The sequence below is a fragment of the Halomonas sp. THAF12 genome, from assembly GCF_009363675.1.
Classification (GTDB): Bacteria; Pseudomonadota; Gammaproteobacteria; order Pseudomonadales; family Halomonadaceae; genus Halomonas; species Halomonas smyrnensis.
Genome location: NZ_CP045399.1, coordinates 1,748,466 through 1,757,837 on the forward strand (window position 1 = coordinate 1,748,466; position 9,372 = coordinate 1,757,837).

General features: G+C 66.6%; 16 protein-coding genes. 3 read left to right on the top strand and 13 right to left on the bottom strand.

All coding sequences use genetic code 11. The features are described from left to right. The first annotated feature begins 34 nt into the window (after positions 1–34). A complete protein-coding gene (locus FIU88_RS08000) occupies positions 35–1,099 on the top strand; it encodes a heme A synthase (RefSeq protein ID WP_152478821.1) in 1,065 nt (354 codons plus the stop codon). Here FIU88_RS08000 and FIU88_RS08005 read toward each other — a convergent pair. Next, positions 1,072–2,511, bottom strand: a complete 1,440-nt coding sequence (locus tag FIU88_RS08005; protein WP_152478822.1) for a DASS family sodium-coupled anion symporter — start codon at positions 2,509–2,511, stop codon at positions 1,072–1,074. The genes FIU88_RS08000 and FIU88_RS08005 overlap by 28 nt on opposite strands. A gap of 99 nt (positions 2,512–2,610) precedes the next feature. Here FIU88_RS08005 and FIU88_RS08010 point away from each other — a divergent pair, with 99 nt between their 5' ends. Both FIU88_RS08010 and FIU88_RS08015 read left to right on the top strand, forming a co-directional pair. Next, positions 2,611–3,078 carry a DUF2489 domain-containing protein gene (locus tag FIU88_RS08010; RefSeq protein WP_152478823.1) on the top strand — a complete coding sequence of 156 codons (468 nt, stop codon included), beginning with the start codon at positions 2,611–2,613 and terminating at the stop codon, positions 3,076–3,078. A 279-nt stretch (positions 3,079–3,357) separates the two neighbouring features. Then, positions 3,358–4,173: an OmpA family protein gene (locus FIU88_RS08015; protein ID WP_026068403.1), complete on the top strand. Its 816-nt coding sequence runs from the start codon at positions 3,358–3,360 to the stop codon at positions 4,171–4,173. A gap of 316 nt (positions 4,174–4,489) precedes the next feature. On the opposite strand, the gene FIU88_RS08020 is transcribed toward FIU88_RS08015, so the two are convergent. The 12 genes from FIU88_RS08020 to FIU88_RS19125 all read right to left on the bottom strand — a co-directional run bounded on the left by FIU88_RS08020 (position 4,490) and on the right by FIU88_RS19125 (position 9,372). Continuing rightward, the gene (locus tag FIU88_RS08020) at positions 4,490–4,750 is read right to left on the bottom strand and encodes an AlpA family transcriptional regulator (protein WP_152478824.1); all 261 of its coding nucleotides are present in this window, start codon (positions 4,748–4,750) and stop codon (positions 4,490–4,492) included. 126 nt (positions 4,751–4,876) lie between these two features. Further along, positions 4,877–5,212, bottom strand: coding sequence for a hypothetical protein (locus FIU88_RS08025; RefSeq protein ID WP_152478825.1), 336 nt, complete (start codon positions 5,210–5,212; stop codon positions 4,877–4,879). Further along, on the bottom strand, positions 5,209–5,802 hold the full coding sequence (locus FIU88_RS08030; RefSeq protein WP_152478826.1) for a hypothetical protein: 594 nt from the start codon (positions 5,800–5,802) through the stop codon (positions 5,209–5,211). The genes FIU88_RS08025 and FIU88_RS08030 overlap by 4 nt, the downstream gene beginning before the upstream one ends. Continuing rightward, positions 5,799–6,107, bottom strand: a complete 309-nt coding sequence (locus FIU88_RS08035; protein WP_152478827.1) for a hypothetical protein — start codon at positions 6,105–6,107, stop codon at positions 5,799–5,801. Before FIU88_RS08035 ends, FIU88_RS08030 begins: the two co-directional genes overlap by 4 nt. Positions 6,108–6,329: 222 nt before the next feature. Beyond that, the gene (locus FIU88_RS08040; protein ID WP_152478828.1) at positions 6,330–6,827 is read right to left on the bottom strand and encodes a siphovirus Gp157 family protein; all 498 of its coding nucleotides are present in this window, start codon (positions 6,825–6,827) and stop codon (positions 6,330–6,332) included. A 60-nt stretch (positions 6,828–6,887) separates the two neighbouring features. Continuing rightward, the gene (locus FIU88_RS08045; RefSeq protein WP_152478829.1) at positions 6,888–7,565 is read right to left on the bottom strand and encodes a hypothetical protein; all 678 of its coding nucleotides are present in this window, start codon (positions 7,563–7,565) and stop codon (positions 6,888–6,890) included. After that, entirely contained in the window at positions 7,562–8,209 is a 648-nt protein-coding gene (locus FIU88_RS08050; RefSeq protein ID WP_152478830.1) for an AAA family ATPase, read from the bottom strand. The genes FIU88_RS08045 and FIU88_RS08050 overlap by 4 nt, the downstream gene beginning before the upstream one ends. Then, entirely contained in the window at positions 8,206–8,355 is a 150-nt protein-coding gene (locus tag FIU88_RS19120) for a hypothetical protein (RefSeq protein ID WP_172977676.1), read from the bottom strand. The genes FIU88_RS08050 and FIU88_RS19120 overlap by 4 nt, the downstream gene beginning before the upstream one ends. Before the next feature lie 73 nt (positions 8,356–8,428). After that, the gene (locus FIU88_RS08055) at positions 8,429–8,644 is read right to left on the bottom strand and encodes a hypothetical protein (protein ID WP_152478831.1); all 216 of its coding nucleotides are present in this window, start codon (positions 8,642–8,644) and stop codon (positions 8,429–8,431) included. Continuing rightward, positions 8,641–8,892: a hypothetical protein gene (locus FIU88_RS08060; RefSeq protein ID WP_152478832.1), complete on the bottom strand. Its 252-nt coding sequence runs from the start codon at positions 8,890–8,892 to the stop codon at positions 8,641–8,643. Before FIU88_RS08060 ends, FIU88_RS08055 begins: the two co-directional genes overlap by 4 nt. Further along, on the bottom strand, positions 8,889–9,212 hold the full coding sequence (locus FIU88_RS08065) for a hypothetical protein (RefSeq protein ID WP_152478833.1): 324 nt from the start codon (positions 9,210–9,212) through the stop codon (positions 8,889–8,891). The genes FIU88_RS08060 and FIU88_RS08065 overlap by 4 nt, the downstream gene beginning before the upstream one ends. Further along, positions 9,199–9,372: a hypothetical protein gene (locus tag FIU88_RS19125; RefSeq protein ID WP_172977677.1), complete on the bottom strand. Its 174-nt coding sequence runs from the start codon at positions 9,370–9,372 to the stop codon at positions 9,199–9,201. The genes FIU88_RS08065 and FIU88_RS19125 overlap by 14 nt, the downstream gene beginning before the upstream one ends.

Below are 9,372 nucleotides of genomic sequence, written 5' to 3' on the forward strand. Positions count from 1 at the left end.
GTGAGCGAGCGGTCAGCGAGAAAGGAGGAAGGCGATGCGACTCTTCCAGGCGTCTCCGGCATGGCGAAGCGTGATGCGGCTCAGCCTGGCCGGTACCGGGCTCTGTGCCCTGGTGGTGCTGGTCGGGGCAGCGACCCGGCTGATGGATGCGGGACTCGGCTGTCCCGACTGGCCGGGTTGCTACGGTGCGCCGTTGGTGCCCGATGCCGAGCGGGCCCTGGCGCATAGCCCCCATTGGCCGCTCGAGGCGACCAAGGCCTGGATGGAAATGTTGCATCGCTATCTGGCGGCGGGGCTGATCGCCGTGGCGCTGCTGCTGGCGGCACGCGGTCTGCGCCTGCGTCGCGGTCGTGACGACTATCCCTGGCGGCTGACCCTGGGGTTGCTGGTCGCGCTGGCGGTGCAGGGCGCCTTCGGTGCCCTTACCGTGACCTTCAAGCTGTGGCCGCAGGTGGTGACTCTGCACCTGCTCGGCGGGCTGTCGGTGATGGCGATGTTCCTGTGGCTGCACCTGCGGTTGCGCCGGCTGGCGTTCGGGGCTCCTGCGGTGATGCGGCCACGGCGCCTGACACCGTTGTGGCGGGCGACGCTGCTGGCGCTGGTGCTGCAGCTGGCGCTGGGCGGCTGGACCTCGAGCAATTATGCCGGTATCGCCTGCCAGGGCTTTCCCACCTGCAACGGGCGCTGGGTCGAGGCGCTGGACTGGGGCGAGGGCTTCCATCTGACTCAGGCGGTGGGGCCCAGCTATCTCTATGGCCAGCTGCACGCCGAGGCGCGCAGCGCCATCCAGGTGGGGCATCGTCTCGGCGGCGCGGCGCTGCTGGCGTGCCTGCTGGTGCTGGGCTGGCGTCATGGCCGCGATCGCGCGATGCGCCCCTGGCTGGCGCTGGCGGTGGGCACCGGCCTGGCCCAGGCGGCACTGGGCGTGGCCAACGTGCTTATGTGGCTGCCGCTGTGGCTGGCGCTGCTGCACACGGCGGGAGCCCTGTGTCTGGTGGTCAGCCTGTTGCTGGCGGGGTGGCGATGGCGCTGGCCGGTGCCGCAGGTGGCGTCGGCCAGCGCTCCCTCGGCTTACCAGAACAGCGTCACCAGCGGATAGGCCAGCAGGCTGACCAGCAGGGTGCCGATCAGGTTGAGGGCGAAGCCGGCGCGGATCATCGATCGGATACGCAGATGGCCGGTGGCGAACACGATGGCGTTGGGTGGCGTGGCCACCGGCATCATGAAGGCGCAGCTGGCGGCGATGGCCGCGGGCACGGTGATCAGCAGCGGCGAGATATCCAGCGACACGGCCAGCGCCCCGAGCAGCGGCAGGAACGCCGCCGCGGTGGCGGTGTTGGAGGTCACCTCGGTGAGGAAGATGATCACCAGCACCACCACGCCGATCAGGGCCAGCAGCGGGAAGGCGCCGAAGATCTCGAGTCGCTGGGCGATCCATTCGGCGAGTCCCGACCGGCTGATGGCGCCGGCCAGGGTCAGGCCGCCGCCGAACAGCAGCAGGATGCCCCAGGGGAGCGACTGGGCCGCGTCCCAGGTCATCAGGCGCTCGCCGCTGCCGTCACCCGAGGGCACCAAAAACAGCGCGATGCCGGCGGCGATGGCGATGCCGGTGTCCGACAGCCAGTCGAGGCCGGCCTGGTTGAGCAGCGGACGACACACCCAGGCGAGGGCGGCCAGCAGGAAGATCAGGCCGACGCGGCGCTCGGCGGCGCTGCTGCGGCCGAGCGACGCCAGTTCGCGGCGTACCATGTCGGCACTGTCGTCGCCGCCCGCCAGATGAAAGCGGCGGCGTGTCAGCCACCACCAGGCGCAGATCATCATCGTCACGCTGACCGGCAGACCGACCAGCATCCACTGGGCGAAGCCGAGATCGATACCCCGGCTGTCGGCCAGGTAGCCGGCCAGCAGCGCGTTGGGCGGCGTGCCGATCAGGGTGGCGATACCGCCGATGCTGGCGGAATAGGCGATGGCCAGCAGCAGGGCGGTGGCGTAGCGGGCCAGTTCATCGGGATCGCTGTCGTCCAGCAGGCTGATCACCGACATGCCGATGGGCAGCATCATGATCGCCGTGGCGGTGTTGGAGACCCACATGCTGAGAAAGCCGGTGGCCAGCATGAAGCCGCCGATCTGGCGGCGTGGCTCGTGGCCGACCACGCGCAGCACGTGCAGTGCGATGCGGCGGTGCAGGTTCCAGCGCTGCATGGCAATGCCGAGCAGGAAACCGCCCAGGAACAGATAGATGATCGGGTTGGCGTAGCTCGTGGCGGCCTGCTTGATGTCGCCGAGGCCCAGTGCCGGGATCAGCACCAGCGGCACCAGCGAGGTGGCGGGAATCGGGATCGCCTCGGTCGACCACCAGGTCGCCATCAGCAGGGCCAGTCCGGCGCAGGCCCAGGCGCTCTCGCTCATGCCGCCGGGCGGCGGCAGCGTCAGCGTCATCAGCAGCCACAGCGGGCCGAGTATCAGCCCGATGCGGGCCGCGGTGGTGGGATGACTCTCCGAATCGCTCATGCATGGCTCCTTGCCGTGAAGGTCCTGAGGGGGATTGGGGCGTTGCGGGGCAGAGTATAAAATGCGTGACCCTACCCTTCGATGTCTTCGGGAGCCTGAATGTCCCTTACTACCGCGTTGATCCTGCTGGGCATTGCCCTGGCTATCGTGGCCGGCCTGGCGGCCTATGCCGTGACGCTGTGGCGCGAGGTGCGCCGCCGCAAGGCCTTCCGCGAGGAGGAGCTGCGTCGCGCCCATGAGAACTGCCTGGAGAACCTGGAGCTGGTGGCCTCGGCCCTGCAGCAGGAGCAGGTCGACATCACCGAAGGCGCCTGGCGCTGCAAGACGCTGCTCGACATTCTCGACCCGAGCCTGGTCGAGCGCCCCGAATTTCGTGCCTTCGGCGAGGTGCATGGTCGCACTCGCCACCTGCATACGCACTCCGCGCGTCAGGCGCTGACGCCGAAGGCGCGTTTTCAGGAGGATCGTGAGCGCCTGGCCGTGGAGGACGAAATGCGCGACGCCGTGATCGAGGCGGCGGGCGCGGTGCTGCGATTCCGTCGTGAATGGCCGGCGTCCCTGCACTGATGATGAGGTACTGGACTCCGTCCGCGTGGAAGAGCGATCGGGCAGACAGCGATTGCATCTGACGATCACCTCCGGCAACCTTGTACAGGTATCGTAGATGGCTGATATGTGGAAGGACGCCGGTGCCATCCTGCGGTGCTTGCTGGCTTAAATCACATTTTCGTGCTTTCTTGATCGGTGTAGGCGAACGCTGTTCGCCGCCGCTGGCTAACACCATCGGACCTCACGAATGGCGTCCCCGAGACGTCCATTCGGATTTGTGTGAAGAAGGAGTCTTACATGAAAAAATCAACGACTGGTTTGCTGCTCGGTTCCGCTCTCGTCGTCGGCCTCTCCGGCTGCGCGAGCTCGGCCTCTCAATCCTCCGGCATGGGCGATAGCGCCTCTTCCGATCGTGCCTGGTACCAGCATCCGGCGGTTTGCGGTCTGGCCGGTGGCCTGATCGGCAGCGGCATCGGCTATGCCTCCTCCAGCGAGTCCGACGAGGACACCGGTGCAGCCGTTGGCGGTACCGCCGGTGCCACCATCGGTGCCCTGCTGTGTGCCGAGCCCAACAAGAAGGCCGAGCCGGCTCCCCAAGACACCGACGGCGATGGCGTGATCGACGCCAACGACCAGTGCCCGGGTACCCCGGCCGGCGTGGCCGTCGATGCCGTGGGCTGCCCGCTGGACTCCGACAACGACGGCGTGCCGGATTACCAGGATCAGTGCCCGGGTACCCCGGCCGGTGCCGAGGTCAACGCCCTGGGCTGCGTCGAGGACCTGGTGCTGCGTGACGTCAACTTCGAGTTCGACTCCGCGACCCTGACCATGGGTGCCGAGAGCATCCTCGACGACGTCGCCGACAAGCTGGTGGCCAACGAGAACGTCCGCGTTCGCATCGAAGGCCACACCGACGCCGTGGGTAGCGACAGCTACAACGAAGACCTGTCCCAGCGTCGTGCCGACTCCGTGGCCGACTACCTGGCCTCCCAGGGTGTCGAGCGTAACCGCATGCGTACCATCGGTTACGGCGAAGCCCAGCCGGTCGCCAGCAACGAGACCGACGCCGGCCGTGCCGAGAACCGTCGCGTCGAGCTGGGCGAGTGGGAGTGATCTCCGACTGAGCCCTTGCCCCGGCCAGTCGGGGCATCTCGCGAGTGAAAGAGGCGCCTTCGGGCGCCTCTTTTCGTTGTGGCGGCATGTTTCGCCGCGACGGCATGGCCTCGTGCCGGCGCCGTCTGCTAGGCTAGGCGCGCTTTCGTAAGCGCTTCCGACGACCATTCTTCTTCTGGCGGCATGTGATCCCTGGTATGGATCGAAATGAGGTATGAAGATCAATGTCTTAGGTTGGTATGTGGTCGCCAACATACATGACGCCATACAGGAAGGGCGGGGCTGCCCCCGCAGGACGCAGGGGCGGAAGGGTGATTCAGCCGCGGTTTTTCATCTGCTCGCGCATCCATTCCTCGAGCTCTGACTTAACCCAGCAGATGCTTCGACGGCGTCCGTCACCGGCTGCGAGCACAACAGGCTTCGGAAAAGTCGGGTCGTTCTGGCGCTTGGCGGTCAGCGTCGTTCGGGAAAACCCCAGCTTCTCCATCGCGGCCTTCGTCGTCAGGAAAACCAGGTCCTCTCCCTGGTGCGCCGCTTCGGCGTCCTCTCTGCTGTAGTAATCCTCTGCTGCACTCATGGCAACCTCTCTCGTTCGTCTCAATGTGGGTCGGGGCCCTGGAAACAGGAAAGCCGCCCGAGGGCGGCGATGTGCGGGATATTGCTCAGGAATGGGCGGGGCGGCGGTTTCTGAGTGGCATGGTGCTCAGGATGAATCCTTGGCCTCCCGGGCCTCTCCGAATTCCTGCCAATGCCCGCGGGCCTGGGCTGACCATTCAGCCGACCGTTTCTGTCGGCCGCCGCGCATGATCGGCGTGCGCAGCGCCTCCCGTAGCGACATGCCGCCTTTGCGGGGATTGGTCCGGGCGCGCACCGTCTCTGGCTTGAGGCCGTGGCGACGGCATAGCGCCTCGAACTTGAGCCGCCTGGCCACTCTCCGGGCGTTGTTCATGTCGCGCCCGTTCGGCGTCTTCTCGGCGGACCTCTCGATGCGCTGTCCATCGGCGTCGAGGCGCCACATCCCATAGGCTCCCGGCTTCATGCGTCCTCCTTGGCCGTGTCGGCCTGCTCGGCTTGGCGGCGCAATTCATCGCGCACCATTTTCAGCTCCTTCAGGGTCCAGTGATTGTCACCGCGCCCCTCTGCCTTATCGATCAGCAGGGTTAGCAATCCGGCTCCTTTCACGACATCCCGGCGGGCGAGGGAGGTGGCGGGCGTCGTGCTAAGCAGTGCCTCTTGCTCAGCCTCGAATGCCTCGTATTCATCCCGATTGATGGTGACAATGAAATCGCCGCTCCACTCCTTCCCGGCGCGGCGATGTATCTCCTCCAGAATTTCGTGGGTTGCGGGCGCCCTGGTAATCTGCTCCACATGCGCCGCCAGGGCGTCGCGCTCGGCGGCTGCTGCCTCTGCCTCGCGCAGCCGGGCGATCAGGGCGAGGATGGCGTCAGGATCGGTGGCGGCGATGAACTGCGTGTTCGCCGCCGCCTCCTCGTCGGAGCCGGGCGGACCGATGAGGTGTGCTGCTCGGCCGCCGGCGTTGACCACTGGCGATCCGTCCTCGGCCATGCTCCAAGGCCCAGGCGTCGCCGCCTGGGCCAGCGCCTCCAGCTTGTCGATGTCGATGCTCATGCGGCGGTCTCCTCCGTCGGGCCGGCCTCCCGGCGAATGTCGTTACCGACGATGGTGGCGATATTGGCGGCCTGCTCCTTGGGATCGCCGCCCATCTTGTCCCAGTCGAAGATGCCGTTGCGCAGCGCATCGGCGACCCGGGCGCACGCCTCCTGCTGCCACTCTGCGCGCAGCGTCATGATGGGTGTCTCGAACTTGGCGAGACGGTCCAGTAGCTCGCGCTTCTCGTTCTCCAGCTCGGCGTTGCGCTCGGCCAGCTGCTCGTATGCGGCATCGGGTGCCTGTGTCTCGGCGGTTGCGGTCATGCGTCTCTCCCTGGCATGAAAAAGCCCCGGCGCTGCCGAGGCCTTGGAATCAATGCCCCATCTCGGAGGGGTGGCCGGTCAGCGCGCACGCCTGCCGCGGCGCGGTACGCCCGGCCCGACACTCCAGCCCCTATGCTGGAATGGTGACGGGGTAGGGCGGGGAGGCGGTCGTGTGCTGGCTGCGGGTGGTTACTGGCGCCACCGCCCGCTGGGCTGATTCGGTTAGCTGACGCGCAGCGACGGCTTGCCCGCGTCGAGGTGGCAGCCCGGCACGTCCTCGCCGCCCTTGAGCGCGTCGAGGATCAGCTTCTTGTCGGGGCTGGTCGTGGTCTTGGTGACGAGGTAGTCATCCGGCAGCGCGTCAGCGTCGTCGATGGCCGCCACCGGCCGGCCGGCGGCACGGGTGATGGTGAACAACTGGCGCTTGACGCTCTTGCGCTCGGTCGCCTCCATTGCCCACAGTACGCGGTCTTTGCACGCCTGGGCGTTACGCTCAAACGCCTTGGCGCGCTCGGTCAGGCGCTTGGCCTCAGCCTTGCAGGCTTCGGCGTCGGCCTCGAGCTGCCGCGAGACGATGATGGTCGCCTCGATCTTGTCCTCGAGCTGCTCGCTGGTGGCGTCCAGAGTGTCGGCCAGCGCGGCGGCGAAGTCCTCGTCGTTGCCGGCGTCCATGTCGGCGAGCTGTTGAAACTCGGTGGTCAGTGCGTAGAGAGATGACATGCCGGATCCTCCAGAAGAAAAGGCCGCTCGATGGCGGCCTTGTGATACGTTAATCTCGTGCTAGAACGGGATCTCGTCGTCGAAGTCTTCGGGAGCTCCCGGTGCAGGGCCGCCCGGATCCGGGGCGCCGTAGCTGAATCCTCCGCCCTGCTGCTGAGGAGCGCCCTGCCCGGCAGGCGCGCCGCCAGCCATCTTGGCTTCGACCTCGGCCTTGTTGCCGTGCGGGTTGGCCGCGAACTGTCCGGCCCAGTACTCCTTGCTTTCCGGCCCCTTGCCCTCGCGATGCTCGCCGATGGTGATACCTGACTTGGCCGACATGATGGCCTTGACGTCGAAGCCGAACCCGGGCTTGTCGCTGTTGGTCTTGGGGAAGTAGCGCACCTCGAGAGCCAGCGCCACCTTGCGCCCCACCAGCTCGGGGCACGTCACTTCCTGTCCCTTCTGCACCCGCGACAGGCTCTGTGCCCCGGTGCAGCCCATCAGCGCCTGAATGCGCTCCTCGCCGAACTGGAGCGGCTTGCCTTCCTTGTCCTTGAAGATGAGGTTGATGTAGTTGGCCTTCTTGCCTTGCTCGGTTTCGAAGTCGAACTGGAGGAACTCGGCCCGGCTGTTATTGGCCAGCGTCCAGCGGGCGGCGGTGATCGTGCCTCGCACCACCGCGCTCTCCAGCAAGTATTCGCTGCTACCGCCGTCAGCCGCGGCAGCCTGGTCCTCGTTGTAAGTGAATGCGGTGGTCATGATGCCTGCTCCTGTGCTTGCGGGGCGGTGATGCCGTAGTAGTCCACAACGAGGCGGTCTACTTCGGCGAGGTCGTTGTCGATGGTGTCGGTGTCGAATAGCCCCATGGGGGCCTTCACGGTGTCGCTGCCGTTGTTGACGGTGCGGAACTGGTACTGGCCGTCGTTGACCTGCGTGCGCAGGACGGTGGTGAACAGCCCCTCGAGGGTGATCTTCTCGTCGAGCATCTTGCCGATCGTCTTGATCTTGGTGCGGCCGTAGTCGTCGTCCTGCGTGTGGCTCAGGATGTAGACCCGGACGTGCGCCGGCAGGGCCGACAGGGCGTTGATCACCTCCCAGGCGTGGCGGGCGATCTCGGTGAACTTCTCGAAGCCCTTCTCCTCGCTGCGGCGCATGAACTCGTTGGCCATGATGTACTGGAAGTCGTCAATGACGATGACCTCCTTGCCGTTGGCGACCGCCTGGCGCGCCGCCTGGATGATCTTGCCCCAGGCATCTGTGGTGAATTGACTCCAGCCTGCCGCACGGAACGGCAGGGGCTTCTCGGTCGCCTTGATCAGCGCCACGCTCGATGGGTCGAGATTGCGCAGGCTTGCGGTCTTGCCGGTGCCAGACTGGCCCAGGATCAGCGTCGTAATGCTCATGCGGCCACCTCCGGCGCGTCCTGCGCGCTCATCATCTCGCCGCGCTCATAGTCGAGGCGCTCCCGCTCGAGCGCATACTCATCGCTATCCATGTCGCCCTGCGACCACTGATCGTTCAGCGCGGCGATTGCCTGTTCGTAGCTCATGGGTGATACTCCTCTCGATTCGTTGTGCGGATCATCCGGCCCGCTCACCTGTGCCAGCAGGTAGCGGGCCTTCTCATTTCTCGCCGCGGGCTTCGCGGAACGGGTGCGCCTCGCGAATCAGCTCCTCAACATCGACCTGGAACTGATGGGTGACGCTGCCGCCACCCCACGGCTTCGGCCCTGCCAGCCTGTGGCCTGTCGATTCATCGCCGATGCTGAGGCACGGCCCTTCCGGCCCTGAGATGACCTCAATCAGCACCTTGCCTGGTGCCAGCTCGCTATCGCTCATGCCGCCTCCTTCGCCCACTGCCGGGCCGCGCCCTTCACGTCGTCCTCGCCCAGCCGATCCACGATCATGTGGTAGAGCGTCTCGCGGTTGTCCTCGTCGGCCAGCCAGTCCACGAACTGCTCGGCGGCGGCTTCGTCCTCGCCAACGGTCAGTGCTTCAATGCGCTGCTCGGCCGGCGTATCGGGCTGGTCGCTGTGGAACTGCGGCCAGTGCTGGCGGGTGCTGTTGATGTCGATGGCTGCGCTCATGCGGCCTCCCTGCTGACGCGGTTGGCGGCGATCCAGGCGGCGAGCTTGTCGCGCTGCTGGGCCAGGGTGCATTCGTGCTCGGCGATGAACTCGGGTGTCATGCCCTCGGCGGTGTCGTTACCCTTGGGGTCGATCGTCGCCCAGCTCAGGTAGGCGTCGGCCGGCGGGCGGCCAGGGAAGAAGGCCGTGACGGTCGAGCGCGTATGGCCGGTGGCGTCGAACTCGACGTGGTGCTTGATGCTCCATCCGGTCTGCCCCCGTCCGGCGGCGGCCAGCGACTGGATGCTGGCCAGCAGGGCCTGCTGTTCAGTGGTGATCATCGGATTGGCTCTCCAGTATCTCGCGGGCAGCGTCCGACACGGTGTCGGGCGTCAGCTGCTCGGCGGTGAGGCGGTACAGGCGGCCGTCGAGCTGCACGATGTCGGTGCCGCCGGCGGCGAGTAGGTGGTCGATGGCTTGGCGGGCTGCTGCTTCGTTCAT

Bases quoted from the DNA above. Each gene is read 5' to 3' on its own strand.
- FIU88_RS19125 (WP_172977677.1), bottom strand. From the start codon at position 9,372: ATGAACGAAGCAGCAGCCCGCCAAGCCATCGACCACCTACTCGCCGCC.
- FIU88_RS08020 (WP_152478824.1), bottom strand. From the start codon at position 4,750: ATGAGTGCAGCAGAGGATTACTACAGCAGAGAGGACGCCGAAGCGGCG.
- FIU88_RS08040 (WP_152478828.1), bottom strand. From the start codon at position 6,827: ATGTCATCTCTCTACGCACTGACCACCGAGTTTCAACAGCTCGCCGAC.
- FIU88_RS08000 (WP_152478821.1), top strand. From the start codon at position 35: ATGCGACTCTTCCAGGCGTCTCCGGCATGGCGAAGCGTGATGCGGCTC.
- FIU88_RS19120 (WP_172977676.1), bottom strand. From the start codon at position 8,355: ATGAGCTACGAACAGGCAATCGCCGCGCTGAACGATCAGTGGTCGCAG.
- FIU88_RS08055 (WP_152478831.1), bottom strand. From the start codon at position 8,644: ATGAGCGATAGCGAGCTGGCACCAGGCAAGGTGCTGATTGAGGTCATC.
- FIU88_RS08030 (WP_152478826.1), bottom strand. From the start codon at position 5,802: ATGAGCATCGACATCGACAAGCTGGAGGCGCTGGCCCAGGCGGCGACG.
- FIU88_RS08060 (WP_152478832.1), bottom strand. From the start codon at position 8,892: ATGAGCGCAGCCATCGACATCAACAGCACCCGCCAGCACTGGCCGCAG.
- FIU88_RS08025 (WP_152478825.1), bottom strand. From the start codon at position 5,212: ATGAAGCCGGGAGCCTATGGGATGTGGCGCCTCGACGCCGATGGACAG.
- FIU88_RS08065 (WP_152478833.1), bottom strand. From the start codon at position 9,212: ATGATCACCACTGAACAGCAGGCCCTGCTGGCCAGCATCCAGTCGCTG.
- FIU88_RS08010 (WP_152478823.1), top strand. From the start codon at position 2,611: ATGTCCCTTACTACCGCGTTGATCCTGCTGGGCATTGCCCTGGCTATC.
- FIU88_RS08035 (WP_152478827.1), bottom strand. From the start codon at position 6,107: ATGACCGCAACCGCCGAGACACAGGCACCCGATGCCGCATACGAGCAG.
- FIU88_RS08005 (WP_152478822.1), bottom strand. From the start codon at position 2,511: ATGAGCGATTCGGAGAGTCATCCCACCACCGCGGCCCGCATCGGGCTG.
- FIU88_RS08015 (WP_026068403.1), top strand. From the start codon at position 3,358: ATGAAAAAATCAACGACTGGTTTGCTGCTCGGTTCCGCTCTCGTCGTC.
- FIU88_RS08050 (WP_152478830.1), bottom strand. From the start codon at position 8,209: ATGAGCATTACGACGCTGATCCTGGGCCAGTCTGGCACCGGCAAGACC.
- FIU88_RS08045 (WP_152478829.1), bottom strand. From the start codon at position 7,565: ATGACCACCGCATTCACTTACAACGAGGACCAGGCTGCCGCGGCTGAC.